Annotated in this window: 21 protein-coding genes; 9 read left to right on the top strand and 12 right to left on the bottom strand. The window is 48.2% G+C overall.

Features of this window, described 5'->3' with window-relative positions:
• Positions 1-33: 33 nt before the first annotated feature.
• Complete coding sequence (locus tag GK108_RS29730; protein ID WP_163955230.1) at positions 34-534, bottom strand: hypothetical protein; 501 nt, start codon at positions 532-534, stop codon at positions 34-36.
• Positions 535-584: 50 nt separating this feature from the next.
• On the opposite strand from GK108_RS29730, the gene GK108_RS29725 reads away from it, so the two are divergent.
• Positions 585-1115, top strand: a complete 531-nt coding sequence (locus GK108_RS29725; protein WP_163955229.1) for a hypothetical protein — start codon at positions 585-587, stop codon at positions 1113-1115.
• Between the two features lie 249 nt (positions 1116-1364).
• Here GK108_RS29725 and GK108_RS29720 read toward each other — a convergent pair whose 3' ends face one another.
• The 4 genes from GK108_RS29720 to GK108_RS29705 form a co-directional block, all read right to left on the bottom strand.
• Positions 1365-1595 carry a hypothetical protein gene (locus tag GK108_RS29720; protein ID WP_163955228.1) on the bottom strand — a complete coding sequence of 77 codons (231 nt, stop codon included), beginning with the start codon at positions 1593-1595 and terminating at the stop codon, positions 1365-1367.
• Between the two features lie 370 nt (positions 1596-1965).
• On the bottom strand, positions 1966-2445 hold the full coding sequence (locus tag GK108_RS29715) for a hypothetical protein (RefSeq protein WP_163955227.1): 480 nt from the start codon (positions 2443-2445) through the stop codon (positions 1966-1968).
• 59 nt (positions 2446-2504) lie between these two features.
• Complete coding sequence (locus GK108_RS29710) at positions 2505-2771, bottom strand: hypothetical protein (protein ID WP_163955226.1); 267 nt, start codon at positions 2769-2771, stop codon at positions 2505-2507.
• 383 nt (positions 2772-3154) lie between these two features.
• A complete protein-coding gene (locus GK108_RS29705; protein ID WP_163955225.1) occupies positions 3155-3454 on the bottom strand; it encodes a hypothetical protein in 300 nt (99 codons plus the stop codon).
• Positions 3455-3699: 245 nt separating this feature from the next.
• Between GK108_RS29705 and GK108_RS29700 the strand changes: the two genes are divergently transcribed.
• From GK108_RS29700 to GK108_RS29690, 3 genes are all read left to right on the top strand, one after another.
• Positions 3700-4152 carry a hypothetical protein gene (locus GK108_RS29700; protein ID WP_163955224.1) on the top strand — a complete coding sequence of 151 codons (453 nt, stop codon included), beginning with the start codon at positions 3700-3702 and terminating at the stop codon, positions 4150-4152.
• A gap of 458 nt (positions 4153-4610) precedes the next feature.
• A complete protein-coding gene (locus tag GK108_RS29695) occupies positions 4611-5900 on the top strand; it encodes an IS110 family RNA-guided transposase (RefSeq protein WP_317166596.1) in 1290 nt (429 codons plus the stop codon).
• Positions 5901-6300: 400 nt separating this feature from the next.
• A complete protein-coding gene (locus tag GK108_RS29690; RefSeq protein WP_163955223.1) occupies positions 6301-6663 on the top strand; it encodes a hypothetical protein in 363 nt (120 codons plus the stop codon).
• Between the two features lie 106 nt (positions 6664-6769).
• On the opposite strand, the gene GK108_RS29685 is transcribed toward GK108_RS29690, so the two are convergent.
• Entirely contained in the window at positions 6770-6991 is a 222-nt protein-coding gene (locus GK108_RS29685; RefSeq protein WP_163955222.1) for a hypothetical protein, read from the bottom strand.
• A gap of 94 nt (positions 6992-7085) precedes the next feature.
• On the opposite strand from GK108_RS29685, the gene GK108_RS29680 reads away from it, so the two are divergent.
• From GK108_RS29680 to GK108_RS29660, 5 genes are all read left to right on the top strand, one after another.
• A complete protein-coding gene (locus tag GK108_RS29680; RefSeq protein ID WP_163955221.1) occupies positions 7086-7511 on the top strand; it encodes an EthD family reductase in 426 nt (141 codons plus the stop codon).
• 70 nt (positions 7512-7581) lie between these two features.
• On the top strand, positions 7582-7818 hold the full coding sequence (locus GK108_RS29675; RefSeq protein ID WP_246225272.1) for a hypothetical protein: 237 nt from the start codon (positions 7582-7584) through the stop codon (positions 7816-7818).
• A gap of 408 nt (positions 7819-8226) precedes the next feature.
• Positions 8227-8811, top strand: a complete 585-nt coding sequence (locus tag GK108_RS29670) for a Crp/Fnr family transcriptional regulator (RefSeq protein ID WP_163955219.1) — start codon at positions 8227-8229, stop codon at positions 8809-8811.
• A 102-nt stretch (positions 8812-8913) separates the two neighbouring features.
• Positions 8914-9750 (top strand): DUF2306 domain-containing protein, encoded by an 837-nt coding sequence (locus GK108_RS29665; protein ID WP_163955218.1) that lies wholly within the window; start codon positions 8914-8916, stop codon positions 9748-9750.
• A 248-nt stretch (positions 9751-9998) separates the two neighbouring features.
• Positions 9999-11210, top strand: a complete 1212-nt coding sequence (locus GK108_RS29660; RefSeq protein ID WP_163955237.1) for a pyridoxal phosphate-dependent aminotransferase — start codon at positions 9999-10001, stop codon at positions 11208-11210.
• An 81-nt stretch (positions 11211-11291) separates the two neighbouring features.
• On the opposite strand, the gene GK108_RS29655 is transcribed toward GK108_RS29660, so the two are convergent.
• The 6 genes from GK108_RS29655 to GK108_RS29630 form a co-directional block, all read right to left on the bottom strand.
• On the bottom strand, positions 11292-12947 hold the full coding sequence (locus GK108_RS29655) for a sodium/sugar symporter (protein WP_163955217.1): 1656 nt from the start codon (positions 12945-12947) through the stop codon (positions 11292-11294).
• A 31-nt stretch (positions 12948-12978) separates the two neighbouring features.
• Positions 12979-13677, bottom strand: a complete 699-nt coding sequence (locus tag GK108_RS29650) for an L-ribulose-5-phosphate 4-epimerase (protein ID WP_163955216.1) — start codon at positions 13675-13677, stop codon at positions 12979-12981.
• A gap of 83 nt (positions 13678-13760) precedes the next feature.
• Positions 13761-15302, bottom strand: a complete 1542-nt coding sequence (locus GK108_RS29645) for an alpha-N-arabinofuranosidase (RefSeq protein WP_163955215.1) — start codon at positions 15300-15302, stop codon at positions 13761-13763.
• 97 nt (positions 15303-15399) lie between these two features.
• The gene (gene araA, locus GK108_RS29640; RefSeq protein ID WP_163955214.1) at positions 15400-16890 is read right to left on the bottom strand and encodes an L-arabinose isomerase; all 1491 of its coding nucleotides are present in this window, start codon (positions 16888-16890) and stop codon (positions 15400-15402) included.
• Positions 16891-16942: 52 nt separating this feature from the next.
• Positions 16943-18577: a ribulokinase gene (locus GK108_RS29635; protein WP_163955213.1), complete on the bottom strand. Its 1635-nt coding sequence runs from the start codon at positions 18575-18577 to the stop codon at positions 16943-16945.
• A 72-nt stretch (positions 18578-18649) separates the two neighbouring features.
• Positions 18650-19351 (bottom strand): NUDIX hydrolase, encoded by a 702-nt coding sequence (locus GK108_RS29630; RefSeq protein WP_163955212.1) that lies wholly within the window; start codon positions 19349-19351, stop codon positions 18650-18652.
• Between the last annotated feature and the right edge of the window lie 87 nt (positions 19352-19438).

Raw genomic sequence — 19438 nt, 5'->3', positions numbered from 1 at the left:
CATAATGAAGATAGCGGTCAGCCGTAGCCAAAATCAACGACTTGACAGTATGGGCTTTTTTTTACCACTATACATGCCTTTCTGGTAATCGGTATCCGTTGGTCGCTGGGTCCGTTGCTCAGTGGCATCAATCAGCACAGGACCTTTGTCTTTGAAGTAAGCTTTGAAACTTTCGGCGTTATCGAAATGGGTCTTTGGCAGATGTCCCGACTGACTTAAGGCTTGCTTAACCAGGGCCAGACCAATATCCTGATTACGCTTGGCGGTAGAGCCATCCATGCCTGTAGTTAAGCCCAACAAATCGAAAGAAAGCCCTGATTTCAACGAGAATAAAGTGAATAACAGCAGGTCTTCATAACTACTCAGGGTTGGCTCGTCAGGACAATCTTTATGGCGTTGTTCCATAGATTGCCCGTACAGTTGTTCATAAGCAGCAGGTAGCAAATGGAGCAGCTTTTGAAATCGATTCTGGTCAAGCCCGGTAGCTGAGCGCCAATGCCGGTCTGTTCGTAAGTTAACAGTTGAGAAATTCATGCCACAAAATTAACTTAGTTGAGCACTTACAAACGAACTGACTATCACCCTTGCAACAACTCTACTTACTATTACCAGAGCCAAATAAAGAATTTGAATGTTTTGTAGTAAACCATATGGTTTCGGATTATCTAATATCAGACGGACTTGGAATTGCAATAAATGCTGATAAAGAAGAACCAGATTGGGTATTTTCTTATGGAGATGTTGTTGATTTTTATTTAAACAGTAAATTTTACTCAAATAATATAACGAATCCGTTTACGGGTATAGTTACAGATAGAATGGTAAATAGTAACAGAGTAAGAATAGGAAATCCATCTGAAACATATTTACCACAAGATGCAAGAAATGTAATTAGAAATTTTTTAAAGAGTTGGGGATTGGATACAAAAATTTGTTTAATGTTATGGATTGATAAAGACAATAAATTGACATTGACATTCAATATACTTCCAAAGATGTTTAAAAAAACTGACTCCGAATCTGTTAATTCATTCTTGCATTTTTTAAGTTGGTATTTTCCAAGACACTACAAACTAGTATGTATGGAGGAAAATGAATTATTTCAGCCAATATAAAAACTAACTGCTACCACCATAGTATTTATTTAAAATGCTCGGACGCAACTAATTAATTATCAGTATATCAACAGACATCTGCACCATCGCACGGAATACTATGAAACAGTTGGAAGTAACTCAACCTTGGAACAAAATCCAGCACTAGTTATGGGCTGACGAGTTCCAAATTTCCCCTTCTTCGTAAATACTTTTTCGTTAGATATAAAAAGGCTTCGAAGTGCGTTGTGTTCGCTCCGCGTGGGCAGGCTATCTGTGACAAGATGCTCGTCCCGTAGGAGAATTTTCAGCCCAACCGGGCAGGTGTGTAAAGGCTCGTTCCTCACCATCAACACCTGTGGGCGTTGGGTGAACACAAAAAGCGAAAACGGACGTAGCGTCGTGAAAATAACGTAGCGTGTGGCAGGTTCCGGTCGACAGGCCGATCGTCTCGACAAGCAGGCTTTTAGCTCGTTGGGCAAGTTCCGGTTGACAGGGCAAATACTCAAGTTAGGTAAGTTCAACACTCGCTGAGGTATGTCGGCTGACAAGCCAACCGCCTTGTTAGTCAAGTTTAGAGTAAGCAAATGGGTAAAGCCAATAACATTTTTGTCAAAACGGTAATTGTTGTGGCTTTAGTCGCAACAGACCTTTTTATTTACGCATGCTTGGGCGTTGCCTTGATGAGATATGATGATAGTTACGATGAGTCAAAAGGTGAATACTGGAGTTGGGTAAGTATGACTCCATTCGACCGAACCATTTCGGTTACCTTAACCATTTGGAATATTGTTAACATTGTGACGGTTGGCTACTTGATTTACAAAGCATACAGGAAATTGGTATTCAAAGCAGCTTAGAATTGAGTGCATTACGTTCCGCGTGGGCAGGCTACCGCTGACAAGATGCACGTCCCGTGGGACGGCTGGCAGCCCAACCAAACAGGGGTGTAAAGGTTGAGGTTACGTTTGTTGACTGGAGTAGTTTCCTCATCCATCAGCCCCTGTGGTCGTTGGGTGGAGCGAACAAGCTGAAAAACAACGTAGCGTTCGGGTTTCGGTCGACAGGATGCACGTCTCGACAGGTAGGCTTTTAGCTCGTCAGTCGGGTTTTGGTCGACACCAGAACCGCCGGAGTTGGGCAGGCTGACAAAGTGCGTTGGCCACGTAGCGTCGACAGGGCAATCGCCCCGTGACAACGTAGCAAAAAAGCTTCGCGCTCGGCAGACACGTAGCGTTGCGTTTGGCTTGGCGCTGGTCTTTAAGCGGCTGTCGTGCGTTGTGCTTCGCTTCGCGCTGCTTGCCTGTCTGTCGACAGGAAGCGCGTCCCGAGGTTGAGCTGGGCAGCCCAACCAAATGAGGGTGTAAAGGTCAAAAGTACGTTAGTTTGAGTAACTTGTGCGGCACTCCATCAACCCTCATGGTCGTTGGGTGGAGGGAATAAGCTGAAAAACAACGTAGTGGCCGGGTTTGGGTCGACAGGATGCACGTCTCGACAGGCAGGCTTTTGGGCTTGTTGGGCTGGTTCCGGTTGACACGAGAATCGCCCCACATGTGGACTTTGGGGTTGTTTGCTGCGTAGCGTGCGACAAACCAACCACTCCGACAGGTAAATTGTCAAAATTGATAGAAAGAGTAAACCGATGTACTTTAACCCAATGGCCGCATTCATGAGCATTTTCGCTCTAACTTTGGTTGCTGGGGTATTCTTAGTTTTTACTTGCTTGTGGCTCTCTCGTTTTAAGAAGTTGAAATTCTTAGAGCGCATTGGACAGTTCTTAGCGGTAGTTGTAGTGATATTTATGGTTGCCGTGTTTACTGCCCTATGGTGGGGAAGTGATACTTAATTTACCACACATAGGTAGCTTCCCGTCGACAGGACGCTCGTCCCGAGGGCGGGTTTGCAGCCCAACCAGCAGGGGGTGTAAAGGCGACAGGTACGTTCGTTCAGGTGGCTGGCATCCACGCCATCAACCCCCTGGGTCGTTGGGTGCAACGAACAGCCAATAATGTAGCAGTGGGCTTCCGTGCGACAGGTTGCACGTCTCGACAGGCAAGCTTTTAGTTCGTCAGTCCGGTTTCGGTCGACACAAGAAGCGCCGGAGTTGGGCAGGCAGACAAAAGCGAATTGGCAACGTAGCGGTCGACAGGATGCTCGTCCCGCGACAACGTAGCAAAAAGCTTCGCGCTCGGCAAACACGTAGCAGCAGGCTTCGCGCTAGTCTGAAAATCGGATGCGTGTGTTAGCGATTCGCTCGGCGCTGCTTCCCTGTCTGGCGACAGGGAGCACGTCCCGGTGGAAAGTAGGACAGCCCAACCAAACAGGGGTGTAAAGGTTGGAAGTTGTCGCTGTTCAGGCACGTAGCGTGCTCATCCATCAACCCCTGTGGTCGTTGGGTGGCGGGAACAGGCTGAAAACAACGTAGTGGTGGGCTCGCGTGCGACAGGGAGCCCGTCCCGCAACGGGGCGGTTTTGGCTCGTTAGGCGGCTCCCGTTGACACAAGAAGTGTCCCGGTTGAGTTGCTTTAGATTTCCATTTCCGGGTTGCGGGCGACAAAGGAAACGCCCCGATAAGTCAGGCTTTAATTCGCGTAAAGTTTTCAATATGTCTGTCTCTTTGAATTATAAAGTAGTAAAAGTACTAAATGATGATAGTGCGTTCAGACATATCCACGGCCTGTTAGATTTTAAGATTGACAATGTGACGGTTCCTTATATGGGCTATTTCGGAGCCGAGGATGTATGTTTCAACACTTGGTTTGAAGAGTTGTCAAATGTAATTGTCAGCTATCGTCAAGGGGAGAAAACATATCTGTTCGACGAAGGTGAGCAAGGGCAACCAGCTTATCAGTTCGATTTTGAGGATGGCTTATGTTTTCTTTCTATAATTGACTCACCAATAAGTGCAGCGGAAGGCGACCCAGATTGGCAGAAAGTGAAATTCGAAATGGCAGACTTAGTAGCCACCTATGACGAGGTAAAAGTTGGCTTCTTAAACGAAGTGCAAGTGAAAGCCCCTGACGCCTTGTCCAGTTGGAAAGATGTACTAAAAGCATAACCTTTTTTACTCCGGTTGGGGGCTTCCCGGCGACAGGGAGCACGTCCCGGTGGGCAGGCTTGGCAGCCCAACCTCCACCAAGTTCGCAGGCGAACACATGCACGAAAACGCATGAGACCAGGAGTAGCAGATTGGGCTCTATCTTTACCGAGCCTATCAGTAGCCCTTTATGGGAAGGTCGTCTCTTGTGTTGGTGCTAAACAACCCGGCCAACCTCCCGATTTGGCTATCTGTTGTCCGGTTCTGTCTAGAAGCGGATGCCCTGAACATGCCCCTGGTGGAACGGCCACAGCCGTTACCCCGTACATCCTACTTTTGTTTATAGTTGATAGCCCGCTGATAGCCTTTTTGTTTACTGTTAACCCCTTTCAGTAATGAAAAAGCAGCAGGACTATCTGACTATGCCCATCGTCCACCAGCAGGTGGCCGGTATTGATGTGGGTTCATAATTCCATGTCGTGGCTGTCGGGGATGACCCCAAGCAACACGTCCGGCAGTTCGGCGTGTCCACCAAAGAACTGTTTCGGCTGGCTCAGTGGCTAACTGAGCATCAGGTCAGACACGTGGCTATGGAGGCTACCGGTGGCTACGAGAAGCCGCTGGTCAACGTTTTACAGGAGACCGGTTTTGAGGTCTTGGTCACCGCTGGTGCCAATACCAAAAACTACCGCCGGTTTAAATCCGACACCTCGGATGCCATCCACATCCGCACTCTGCACAGTTTGGGCTTGCTGCCACCGATCTTCCTGGCTGATGAGTTTTCGACCCTGATTCGGCCCTTAGTACGACTGCGTCGGAGTCTGGTCGAGGATGCTGCTGATTATATTCGCCGTATCCAGAAGGCTCTACGGGCGGGTAATGTCCGGCTGGATGCTGTCTTGACGGATACCAATTCGGTATCCGGGCTACGGGTGATTGCGGCCATTTGTCAGGGTCAGGAAGACCCGATTAAACTGGCGGCTCTGGTCGATAGTGGTTGCAAAAAGAAACCGGCCGAAATTATTGAACTGCTCCGGGGCAATTGGAATGGGGCCATGCGCTTCGAGGTGCGGAGTAATTATCGGCTTTACCTGAACTTACAGGCTGAAATCGCCGGGTTAGATAAGGAACTTGACCAACATTTTACGGATCATACCAAGGAGCTGCTCCAGCCCCAGGCCGTGACCGACCCCAGTGTGGGCCGCCAAAAACTGCGGCAGTCGCCTAACACCCCGCGACTGCCTATTGAGCAGTACGCTCATAAACTGTTAGGGGTTGACCTAAGCAATATACCCGGTTTTGGCCGGGATGCCCTGCTGACGTTTATGGCAGAAGTCGGGGAATCTATCGCTAAGTTTCACTCAGCGAAAGCCTTTGCCAAGTGGCTGGGCTTTACACCAAACAACAAGGCATCGGGCGGTAAGGTGTTGTCGAAGAAGACGTTGAAGAACAAATCGACGTTGCCCAATACGTTTCGGTTGGTGGCCAATTCGTTGGGCAACATGAAGAAGCCCAATCCTATGACGGCCTTTTTCCTGCGGATTGCTTACAAGGCGGGGCGGATCAAAGCCATTACCGCAACGGCTCGGAAGCTGTCAGTAATAGTGTACAAGATGTTGACGACAGGGGAAGCCTATGAGCCGACCAAAGTGGTAGGGAACGTAGAGCAGGTGAAGCAGCAACAGATACGTCAGATGAAGAAAAAACTGGTCAAGTTTGGGATCACGGGGGCGGATTTGGGTCTTTTTGCTAACTTAGGGGCGGCTTGATAATGAGGGAGTTAGAAGGCATACGTACATCCAAACAGGGGTGTAAAGGTTAGTACTACGTTTGTTCAGTAACGTAGTGTGCTCATCCATCAACACCCGTTGGTGTTGGGTGGAGTCAAAAGGTTGTGAGTGCATTTCCAGCGTTCGTGCGATAAGGGGGCCGTCCCAGCGGCCATCTTGAGGCTCGTTAGGCGGCTCCTGTGGACACGAGAATCGCCCCAGTTAGGCAGTCAAAAAAGCGTATTTGGCACGTAACGCCGACACGAGAAACGTCCCGTTCGGGTAAGCAAAAAGCGCATTTGGCACGTAGCGTGCGACACAGGAAACGCCCCAGTTTGTGGGCCTTAGGTGACATTTTAAATTCATTGTGTCATCATATCAAACCAAAATTTTGATAAATATGGATAGAATAAATTCTATAAGGACTGTACTAGAAGAAATTGTGAAGGTGTATGAAAGGATGCTTAGCTTGCTAAATACAGAAAGACAAAATCATGAACCTCAGCTAATATCTGCAATCAACGACGCTGAACAGCAAATAAGATTAATGAACGAGTATTTATCTAATTCCGAATTTTTGGAGGAGGAGTATATCTCTCGTCTTGATTTATCCATAGTTAATTATGTTGATAACAATCTTTGCACTGAGGATGGCCTAAATTGGTCAGATGAAAAGATTAATGAAAAAAATAGAATATTGGATTGCTTAATGTTCTATGTTGACATTCTGAGTCAGGCAAGAAAAGCTAGTATAACAAGTTGAGCTTCCCGTCGACAGGATGTTCGCCGGTTGGGAAGCCCGGCAGCCCAACCCAATGAGGGTGTAAAGGTTGAAAATAACGTAGTGAAATGGGCTAACTCGTTGACCATCAGCCATTATGGGCGTTGGGTGCATAGCCAAGAAACAACGTAGCATTCGGGTCTCGGTCGACAGGTTGCGCGCCCCGCGACAGAACGGGTTTGATTCGCTGGTGGCATGTCTCGGGCGACATTCGAATCGCTCCAGAAGAACGTAGCGCGGGTCTAAAATTTGGCTGTTCCTGTTGCGCTCCACATGGATAGATTTCCGTCGAAATCACATTCGATAACAAAAATCCCCTGGTTGAGTATGTTGAAAAAATAGGTTTATTTACCTTTCGTCTACAGTTGCCAAACCGTACAGGGACACCTTAAATAAACAGCACTATGAAAAGTAAATTCGTATTCGTTTTATTGGTTCTTGGCACCTATTTTTCAGCATTTGCTCAGCAAAAACAAGCTCGTGGCTTCGAAGCCAAAGCGGATGTTGTCGAAAAAGGGTTGATCAAGGTATCAGTTTTGTACCCGTATGCAGAAGGTAAAACGTTCGATATGGATTACTACGAAAAAAATCATATGCCCTACGTAGCCGGTTTGTTGGGGTCTAATTTGGTACGTTATACTATCGAAAAAGGAATCTCAAGTGGAATCCCTAACTCTCCGTTACCCTTTATGGCTATTGGCAGTTTTTACGTTAAAAGTGTCACTGATTATCAGGCTGCTATTGCGCCACATAGAGAGGCTATCCGGGCCGATTTTCCGAAGTACACTAATATCAGTCCTATTATACTGATTAGTGAGGTGGTAAAATAAATTTTACAGGTTCATAATTTTCTTAACGTAAATAGTAAGTAGCATGCTTTCTAACAAAGACTACTCAGTAATGACACATAATGAACTAGTGTCAGAAGAGAAGAAGATGAAATCAAAAACAACTACGGTCACAATCGCTTTGTTAGTCGGTATTCTGGTCGGCTTTGCTATTTGGTCGGCTACTCATAAAGGGGGATTTTTCCTCACGATTAGTTTGCTGGTTTCTGCTCTATTCATGGCATCACGGTATTCAAAAAGCCTGAAGAACATTCAGGCCGAAATAACCCGTAGGGATACTATTAATTAGTCGCGTAGGAAACTAATAGAAAGAATAGCCTGATAGTCATATAGAACTGATTGGCTGGAAATATATTCCGATGAATAAGTTACTCAGATTGATTATTGTTGTGCTAATGGCTGGAATCGTGGTAATAACAGTTGTTACGTATCTGGGAGCTACTAACTGGTTAGGTAGGACGTCAATTGTATCAACAGGCGTCATGCTGTATAGTTTGCTGGCATTTTATCACAGTTGGCTGTCAGTACGTCCCGCTAGTTTCAGAGATTGGCTAAAACATTAAATTGTAAATAGAGCTAGCGGTTTCGGCTTGCCTCTTTGTAGCGTTGCTTTGTTGACCATTGGGGTTGCTACTACGTTGTAGAACGCTTTCAATCATCTACTTAACTTGTTAATCTTGCGTAAAGCCACTTCTGTATGGAGCATTACTACGCAAAAATTTTCGATTACGTCGAAGAGATTGTACAATTACCCGAAGCCGATAAGTTGTCGATTCGTCAGTCATTCAAGCCGATTTTTGTCCCGAAAGACACCATTATCGAGTCGGCGGGCCAGGTGCCTCTTTACCATAATTTTATTGTGTCGGGGTATATGCGAAACTTCCACGTCGATGACGACAACAACGAAATTACCACCGACCTGAACGATGGCCCCCGGTTTTTTACGTCCTACTTCCATTTTATGAATCGGACGGTTTCCAACGAAAACTTACACTGCATTACGGATTGCGAATTGCTTCGGATTAGCCGGGATGATGTAGAGTCAGACGCGAAGCACAGTAGTACGCAGAAAGATTATACCATTCAGATTCTGCAACGGCACCTGGAGCAAGATAAAAAGCGGTTGACCGATATGGCTACTCTGACGGCTGAGGATCGCTATCGGAAATTTCTCAGCGAGAAGCCGGGCATCATCAGACACGTACCACTACGCTATATTGCGTCCTATCTGGGAATTACGCAGCGACATTTAAGCCGACTCAGACGCGAGACTCTGCTGTAACACTCACATCAACATATTGCCGCTCATCCGTATTGGACATTTGTCTACTTAGCAGCGAAAGGGCCGACCTTAAGTTTGGCTAAAACTTAACGCCTTTCTGCTATGACAGCCGACCCAAATACGCTTCCTGCATTTAAAACAAGTGCCCCGTACGGAACAAAAATCCTGACTGTAGCCGCGACCGTCTGGTTCACCGTGGCTACCATAGGGCAGTGGCTATTTGCTACGTATATTATCCTGTTCTACGGCAAATCTACCTTTTCGGGCGATTTTGCCCGGTGGAACAAAGTGCTCCCGCATGGTTACGTTGCCGGTGATTGGAAAGGCAATATGGTGGTCGGTTTACATGTGTTGCTGGCGGCTATCATGGTTGTTGGTGGACCTTTACAACTGATTCCAATGGTACGTTCACAGTTCCCTCGGTTCCACCGCTGGCTTGGTAGGCTATACGTTACTACAGCCATTATTGTTAGTACGACGGGGTTAATCATGGTCTGGACTCGTGGCAGCGTAGGCGATACCATTCAGCATATTTGTATCAGCGTTCAGGCCATCTACATTATTTCGTTTGCACTGCTCACGATCAACTACGCCCGAAAACGTCAGTTCGCGAAACACAGGCTGTGGGCACTTCGCTTGTATATGGTAGCTAATGGCGTCTGGTTTTTCAGGGTAGGGTTAATGGCCTGGCTACTCATCAATGGCGGGCCTGCTGGCTTTGATCCTGATACGTTTACAGGGCCTTTTCTTACCGTTTTTTCTATCATCACCTATGCTGTTCCGCTCTCGTTGGTAGTGCTGGAAATGTATGTATATGCGCAGCGAAAACAGAATGCTACGTTTAGCCTTTTCACGGCGGGAGTCATTTTCTTTTTTACGATTATTATGGGGATTGGTATTGTTGGCGCTACGATGGGTATGTGGTTGCCCCGATTGTAACGTAGTGCTACGTGCTTTGTGGGTAAAATTGATTGGGTTTATGTTCGACAGGATTAACAGGATTTTTTTGCAAATATTCCTCTCAAACAATCCTGGAAATCCTGTTAATTCTGTCGAACATAAACGTCTGGTCATGCATATAAACTAAACTTGACGTACATCTAACGATCAGAATCAATAGGCAAGTTGATTACTTTCTGTACTTTTGCGGCATGGAATCAGACAGTCTAGAAGTAGAAGTGCCAGCAATGGAAATTCTTAAGAGTGACCGACTTATACATCTTAAATATGATATCCGAGGGCCGATCTACGAGAAGGCACTCGAACTGGAAGGCCAGGGCTATAAAATCATCAGTCTGAATATCGGTAACCCCGCTACGTTCGGGTTCGATGCGCCGGATGAGATTGTGCACGACATTATCCTGAACATACGTAACGCGCAGGGGTATTCCGATTCGCGTGGATTGTTTGCGGCTCGTAAGGCGGTCATGCACCATACGCAAAACATTGGCTTGCCGGGCGTTGCCATCAATGATATTTATATTGGAAATGGCGTCAGTGAGCTGATCATGCTGTCGATGCAGGCATTGCTCAATGAGGGCGATGAGGTGCTGGTCCCTTCTCCCGACTATCCGCTCTGGACAGCTTCCGTGGCTTTCTGTGGTGGCAAACCGGTTCACTACGTCTGCGATGAAGCGTCGGACTGGAATCCGGATCTGGCTGATCTGGAAAGTAAAATTACGGCCAGGACAAGAGCTATTGTCGTTATCAATCCTAATAACCCAACGGGGGCAGTTTATAGCAAAGAGATTCTGGAAGGCATTGCCCGGATTGCCGAACGACGGAAGTTAATCGTGTTTTCGGATGAGATTTACGACCGGATTCTCTACGATGGAGCTGTTCATTATCCGATCTCGAAAATGATTCAGGATACGCTCTGTATTACGATGGGCGGTTTGTCGAAAAACTACCGGGCTGCGGGCTTTCGGGGTGGCTGGATGATTCTGAGCGGTGCGCGGCACCGGGCTAAGTCGTATATTGAAGGACTGACGCTACTGGCCAGTATGCGTTTATGCGCCAACGTTCCGACTCAGTTTGCTATTCAGACGGCCTTGGGTGGTTACCAAAGTATCAATGATCTGGTGCTGCCGACTGGCCGTTTATACCGGCAGATGATGCTGGCTTACGAACGAATGATTGCGATTCCGGGCGTTACGTGTGTGAAGCCACAGGGAGCGTTATATATTTTCCCGAAAATTGACCTGTCGCAGTTCCGGCTGGAGGATGACGATGATTTTGTGCTGAATCTGCTGACCGAACAAAAAGTCTTGGTCGTGTCGGGCAATGGATTCAATTACGTACGTAACGACCACTTCCGAATCGTTTGTCTGCCCACGGTCGATGAACTGACGGTGGCTATGGATCGTATCGAAAACTTCCTGGAAAGTCGCCGGAAATAAAAAGTATGGAACGCAGATTTTTATGATTAGTTAAGATCATTTTAAATCATAACCATCATAAAAATCTGCGTTCTATACCTCTTAATAAAACACCGTAAAGATCAGCAGTACCAATCCCACAACCGCCACGGTTCCTAGTACAAACGGTTTTTTGACCTCAAACCAGCTCGACTTAACAAGGAAAGCGTTGGGGTTTTCTTTGTTTCGGGATTCGATCAGACTTATCGTAACCTCCACCAGCACGCATGCCCAGAATACCATGCCCATTCGATTCAGGAATGGGATGTCGGGGGCGTTGAATTTCAGATAGGTCGATAGGGGAATACTCAGCAACGCAGCGGCCAATGCGCCATTGGTTGTTGCCTTTTTCCAGAACATACCCAGCAGGAAAATACAGAGGATACCCGGTGAAATGAAGCCGGTATATTCCTGAATGTACTCGAAGCCTTGTCCGAAGTTTTTGAGAAATGGGCTGATCACCAGCGCGATAATAAACGACACCACGATAGCCACTCGACCGAGCCAAACAGTTTGTTTCTCACTGATAGTCGGATTGATGAATTTTTGGTGAATATCGAGCATGTAGATCGTTGAAATACTATTCGCTTTTCCGGCCAGCGATGCAACGATAGCCGCCGTCAGAGCCGCAAAGGATAGCCCTTTCAGGCCCACCGGCAGAATATTCAGCAATACGGGATACGCATTATCGGGCTTCACGATGCTGCCATCCGTTATCCCCTGAACAATGGCCGCATCCGCGTTTTCCTGAAACAATACGTAAGCCGCCAGACCGGGTAATACCACAATAAAAGGCATCATCAGTTTCAGGAAAGCAGCAAACAGAACGCCATTGCGGGCCGTGGTCAGGTCGGCACCGAGCGCACGCTGGATCATGTACTGATTGCAACCGAAGTAGTTGAAGTTTACGATCCATTGGCCACCAATAATAAACATCATCAGGCCGGGAAGCTGGTTATAGGCATCTATTTTGCCACCGCGTCCGTCATGCACGAAGTACTCGCCTTTCTGGAAAATCATGTGCATATGGCTGTCGGCTTTTTCTTTGATCAGGCTTAATCCTTCGAAAATACCCGCGCCTGTTCCTACTTTATCAGACAATAAGCTAAGCGCCAGATACGTAGTGGCAAGGCCACCCACAACCAGACAAACGACCTGTATTACGTCGGTATAACCGATTACTTTCATACCGCCTAACGTAATGAAAACGGCAAATACGGTCAGGAAAATGGCGCAGGGCATAAAAGCAAAACCCGTCATTTTTTCCAGACTCAGCGCCCCCAGGTAGATAATAGAGGTAAGATTGACCAGAATGTACAGAAACAGCCAGAACACCGCCATAATCGTTGCCAGTCGCTTGTCGTAGCGCATTTGCAGGAATTGTGGCATGGTGTAAATGTTGTTCTTGATGTACATCGGCAGAAAATAAATGGCGATGATCACCAGCGACAATCCGCCAACCAGCTCATAAACGGAAATGGCCAGCCCAAGCTGAAAGGCCTGACCGCTCATGCCAATGAATTGCTCAGCAGAAATATTCGACGCAATAATTGAGGCACCAATTGCCCACCAGGTTAGTGATCCTTCGGCCAGAAAGAAGTCTTTTGAGTCGGCAGTTTGCTTGCCTTTGTGGGTATATACCCAGTAGCCGTACGACGCAACAATCACGAAGTAGACCAGAAAAATTACGTAGTCTATCGTTTCGAGTCCAAGTTTCATGTGGGTTTCTGTTTAGGAATAAAGGTGGAGGTTAACAGCCCTGGCCGTAGTAGGCATTCTTGCCGTGTTTACGCTCATAATGTTTCATACGTAGTGTGTCTTTGATCCGTGGTGTATTTGGATTGATTTGCAGAGTCAGATAAGCCATTTTAGCCAGCTCTTCCAGTACGGCCGAATTATAGACCGCTTTCTCGGCGGTTTTGCCCCAGGTGAATGGACCGTGGTTTTGCAGGAGAACCATTTCCATTTCGCTGTTAACTAATCCTTTCTCGGCAAAGCAGTTAAAAATCTGATGACCAGTTTCGTGCTCATAATCACCTTCGATCATGGCGTCGGTCAGAACTGGCGCACAGGGAATATCCTGATGCGTATGATCGGCGTGGGTAGTTCCGAAAATGGGGATGTCTAAACCAGCCTGCGCCCAGGCAACCGCGTAGGTGCTGTGGGTATGCGAAATGCCGCCGATCGTATCCCAGGTTTTGTAGAGAAGCGCGTGTGTTTTCGTGTCAGACGATGGTCGCATACTTCCTTCTACCACCTGCGCATCGTAATCGCAGATGACAATATCGTTAGGCTGCAGCTTTTCGTACGGAACACCGCTCGGTTTAATGGCAAACACGCCTTTCTCACGGTCGACGGCACTGACATTACCAAATGTAAACAGAACCAGGCCCAGCTTTGGCAATTGCATATTGGCCTCGTAACATTCTTCTTTTAATGACGTATACATACGTAATGATTGACTGAGGGAACGAGCGAATGATTGATTCAGGCAGCCGGTACGGGCTTACCAATCATTCGCTCGTTCATTGATTAGAGTTCCAGAACAACGACCGATACGGGGGGCAGATTGACCGTTAGCTTATCGCCGGATAGTTTGGCCCCGTTAAATGCTGCAGGCTTCACTTTGGTCAGGTTTTCGAACGTATTGTGATCCCGGACGTTAGCCGATGTTAGAATACGGCCTGTTAAACCGCTAGCTTTCAGACCTTTCAGGTCGACCGAGATTTCCTGTGGTTTCGAGGGATCAATGTTTACCAGCGATACGTGTACTTTACCCGCTTTATCGCGCGAGGCCGATACCGACACGGCCGGTAGTTTCTGATTGTCCAGTGTGTAATCCTCCGATTTGACCGTAACGGGCAGCATGGTGGCGTCCTGATGAACGTTATACATTTCCAGTACGTGATACGTCGGTGTCAGCAGCATTTTATCACCTTTGGTTAGGATAACCGCCTGCAATACGTTGACTGCCTGCGCCAGATTCGCCATCCGCACACGTTCACAGTGCTTATGGAAAATATTGAGCGTTGCTCCCGCCAGTACGGCATCGCGCATGGTGTTTTGCTGGTACAGGAATCCCGGATTGGTGCCTGGTTCTACGTTATACCAGCCTCCCCACTCATCAACGATCAGCGCAATCTTCTTTTCTGGATCGTATTTGTCCATAACAGCCGAATGCTTTTCGATCAGTTCGTCCATCAGCAGAGCCTGCTGCATTGTCTTAAAATACTCCTGGTCGCTGAACTGAGTCGCTGAACTTTTCTGGCCTTCGCCCCATGATAACACCGAGTAATGGTGCAGAGCAACGGCTTCCATCAGTTTGCCTGGGATATTTTTCATCAGCGTCTCGGTCCAGTTATAATCGTTGTCGCTGGCACCCGATGCAATCCGATAAATCTTTTCTTTACCGACCTGCGTGTTCATAAACGTGCTATACTGCTTATACAGATTAGCGTAATAGTCGGCCGTCATGTTGCCGCCACAACCCCAGGCTTCGTTGGCAACGCCCCAGTAGCGTACGTTCCAGGGCTTGACGCGGCCATTTTGCTGGCGGAGATTGGACATTGGGCTGTCTTTCTCAAAATTCACGTATTGTACCCACTCCGACAGTTCCTGCACCGTGCCACTACCAACGTTGCCCGACAAATAGGGCTCGGTGCCCAGTAACTCACACATATTCAGGAAATCGTGTGTGCCGAAGCTATTGTCTTCCGTTACGCCCCCCCACCACGTATTGACGATTTTAGGCCGTTTGGCTTTCGGCCCGATTCCGTCTTTCCAGTGATACGTATCGGCGAAGCAGCCGCCCGGCCAGCGCAGGTTAGGGATTTTCATTTTTTTCAACGCATCGACAACATCCAGTCGAACTCCGTTTTTATTCGGAATTTTTGTATTGTTTTCGCCAACGTAGAAACCATCATAAATACACCGGCCCAGGTGTTCAGCAAAATGGCCGTAGAGGTGCCGACTGATTAGGTGTTTACCTTCGTCAGCGTTAAGGGTTACTTTGGTTTGAGCCGAAGCCAGCAGACTCAGCGAGGCTAAAGCAAGGGTTAGGAATGGTTTTTTCATGGATTTAGTAGTCTGGCCGGGCTAGCGTACTAGCGTCCACGACCGAGTGAAAAAAACTGGTTGTCTTCCCGGACGGTCACGTCCGGGCTACTGGCGTTTATCGATACGATGCCTCGCTCCAGCGAAGCTCGTTCTTAAGCTGACGTAACGTCGTGTTTTTGTCGATAACGACGAGTTCAACCCCGAAGATGTCAGCGAAGTCTTCGATCGATTCGGTCGTTAAATTTTGGCTATACACCGTATGGTGAGCACCACCCGCCAGAATCCAGGCGGCACAGCCGGTGTGCATATCGGGATAAGGTTTCCAGAGGGCTCTGGCAACGGGTAGTTTAGGCAGGGCTTCCGTTACGTCTACGGCTTCGACCTCGTTGACCAGCAGCCGGAACCGATTGCCCATGTCGATCAGTGATACGTTAATAGCTGGACCGGCTGGTGCGTTGAATACCAGTCGTACCGGGTCGGCTTTACCGCCAATGCCCAGTGGATGAATTTCGCAGGACGGTTTATCGGCAGCAATCGATGGACAGATTTCGAGCATGTGTGAACCCAGAACGAGCGAGTTACTTGGGTCGAAATGATACGTATAATCTTCCATGAAGGAGTTGCCGCCTTTCAGACCCGACGCCATCACTTTCATGGTGCGAACCATCGCGGCTGTTTTCCAGTCGCCTTCGCCACCGAAGCCATAGCCATCGGCCATCAGTCGCTGAGATGCAATACCCGGCAGTTGCGTCATACCGTGGAGGTCTTCGAACGTATCGGTATAAGCAGTGAAGCCGCCATCCTGTAAGAAGGCCCGCAAACCGATTTCAATCTTGGCCGCATCGCGCAGAGAACTGTGTTGAGCACCACCTTTTTGCAACGATGCCATCAGGGTGTAGCTGTCCGCATACTCCGTAACCAGCTGGTCAATTTCAGCATCTGTCACCTGATTGATCACCGCCACCAGGTCGCCAATCCCGTGGGTGTTAACGGCCATGCCGAACGTCATTTCGGCGGCTACTTTATCGCCATCGGTTACGGCTACCTGACGCATGTTATCGCCGAACCGAACAACCTTCATGGTTCTTAACTCGTAAGCACCTACCGCTACGCGCGCCCAGGCCGCAATTTTTTCGATAACGGCATTTTCCTGCCAGAAGCCAACCACCACTTTCCGATTCAGGCGCATCCGCGACATGATGAACCCAAACTCCCGGTCGCCGTGGGCCGATTGGTTTAGATTCATGAAGTCCATGTCGATCTGCCCCCACGGAATATCGCGGTTAAATTGGGTGTGCAGATGGAGTAATGGCTTTTTCAGGATGCTCAACCCCCGAATCCACATTTTAGCGGGCGAGAACGTATGCATCCACGTAATGACACCTACGCAGTTGGGCGCTACGTTCGCTTCCTGACAGATTTTATAGATTTCGTCGGGCGTTTTGACAACGGGCTTAAAAACAACACGTACTGGAATTTGTGGCGCTTTATCGAAGAAATCAGCAATAACCTGCGAATGATCATCGACCTGTTTTAATGTTTCTTCACCATATAAATGCTGGCTTCCGGTTATAAACCAAACTTCAAACTGCTTAAGATTCAACATGGTTGATTCAGAGAATTTAGATAAGTAGTTAATGGGACTAGCTGGATATGTTTTAACGGCCTTCGACAAACGCGCCGAGCTTCCGATATTTTTGATAGAGCTTTTCGTAGATGGCCACCTGGTCGGGGCGGGGTGTGTACTGGGCGTCGAAACCTGATCCCATAGCCTGCTGCGCTGCTTCCATAGTTGGATGCACGCCAGCGGCTACCGATGCGCACATGGCTGCTCCTAACGCACACGCTTGGTCGGAACTAGCTACCTGAATGGGTTTATTCAGAACATCGGCCAGTGTTTGCATCACAAACGGCGATTTTTTCGCTACACCACCAATCGCAATCACTTTTTTGATAGGTACGCCTTCTTCAACGAATCGATCGACGATGCTACGGGAGCCAAAGGCCGTTGCTTCGACCAGCGACTTGAAAACTCTGGCAGCATCGGTTCCCAGATTCAGCCCGGCAATGGCTCCTTTAAGCGTATGATTGGCATCGGGAGTTCGCCGTCCGTTGATCCAGTCGAGCGCAATTAGGTCGTTTTCGGTAATGGGTAACGTAGCAGCCTGCTCTGACAGATGAGGAATCAGTCGTTGACTCATGGCGTCGGCCGCTTCATCGCCCAGTAGCTCCCGGACCGGTTTGGTAATCAGCCGTGAAAACCAGGCATACACATCGCCAAAGGCCGATTGCCCGGCTTCCAGCCCCAGCATACCCGGTGCTACTGATCCGTCGACCTGCCCGCAAATTCCCCGAATCAGCCGATGTCCAATCTCGTCATTAGGAGCCATCAGAATGTCGCAGGTTGACGTACCGATGATACGTACAAATGCATAGGGCTCAATTTCAGCGCCAATGGCGCCCATGTGCGCATCGAACGCGCCAACACCAATCACGACATCGGTAGACAAACCGAGTTTTTCAGCCCATTCGGCCGAAAGGTTTCCCATAGCCTGATCGGCTGTGTAGGTATCGTGGAACAGCCGATCGCGTAAGCCATCCAGCAATGGATCGAGTTTAGTCAGGAATTCGTTCGAAGGGAGGCCGTCAAATTCGCTATGCCACAGCGCTTTATGGCCAGCCGCGCACCGCGACCGACGTAGTGTGAGTGGATTGGTATTCCCGGTCAGTACTGCCGATACCCAGTCGCAGTGTTCAATCCAGGAGAACGCTTTGTCGCGGACGGCTTCATCGACACGTAGTGTGCGTAAAATCTTGGCCCAGAACCATTCCGACGAATAAATACCGCCAACGTATTTGGTGTAGTCAGTGTCCCAGTGGTGAGCGAGATTATTAATTTCGTCGGCTTCCGCATTGGCCGTATGGTCTTTCCAAAGGATAAACATACCATTTGGGTTTTCGGCAAAATCGGGACGTAACGCCAGGGGTAACCCTGTTTCATCGACCGGACCGGGCGTTGACCCTGTTGTATCGATAGAAATACCTACTACCTGTTGTCGTACGTCGGCAGGGGCTTTGGCTAGTGCTCCCTTAATCGACTGCTCCAGACCTTCCAGATAATCGAGAGGATGTTGCCGGAACTGAGATACGGCCGGATCGCAATAGAGGCCTTTTTTCCAGCGTGCATACTCGTGAACGTGCGTTCCGGCAGCTTCGCCCGTCTGCGTATTCACAATGAGTGCCCGGACCGAATCAGTGCCAAAATCTACGCCGATAACATATTGATTATTCATTGGTTAAGTAACGTGTGTTTTAGACACAATTTAGGAGAGAAGAATAGATGTTCGTTTATGATAGAGCATGGATTAAACCAGCATACTGTCTGGTACAAAATTCCAGAACGCGTTAAATCTACTTTGGTATCTGTCCTGATTCAGCCGGTATAGCATGGCTTTTTTCGTGGCAGAGTTCTCGTCTTTTTCGCCCGTTTCCTGAAGAAGTCCCGTTGACAGGAGTTTACGGCTGAAATTCCGCCGGTCGAGCGGGATATTGTAAACCGCTTCGTAGAGCTTCTGTAATTGCGGAATGGTAAACTTTTCGGGTAATAATTCGAAGCCCAGTGGATGAAGGGCGGCCTTATACCGTAGCCGGTCCATGGCAATAGCAACCATTTCGTCGTGGTCAAATATGAGATTAGGTTTCTGGCTCAGACTAATCCACGAGGCATTGTGGCTGCGGACAGCATCGGTATCATGATCGGCAATATTGATCAGCGCGAAATACATAACGGATAGTGTTCGTTCAACGGGGTCGCGTCGTACGTTGCCGAAAATCTGGACCTGTTCTACGTATATGTTTGTCAGGCCCGTAAGTTCGTAGAGAATCCGGCTGGCACTTACGTCGAGATCTTCATCTTCCTTCACAAAGCCACCCATGAGCGACCATTTGCCCTGTTCTGGTTCGAAATTACGCTTGATGAGCAGGAGTTTAATTTCCTGTCCATCAAAGCCGAAAATGATACAGTCAATAGCAACGAGCAGTCGGGTCTGGTTGGCGTAGTGGTTCATAGGAATTGGCTCTGTTTAAAGCCGAAGGAAGCCAGCAATTCGATACATCTGATCGATGTACTGTAATTGTGTCTCACTGACACAAAA

Source organism: Spirosoma terrae (assembly GCF_010435915.1).
Classification (GTDB): domain Bacteria; phylum Bacteroidota; class Bacteroidia; order Cytophagales; family Spirosomataceae; genus Spirosoma; species Spirosoma terrae.
This window is presented reverse-complemented; position numbering and strand designations above follow the sequence as displayed.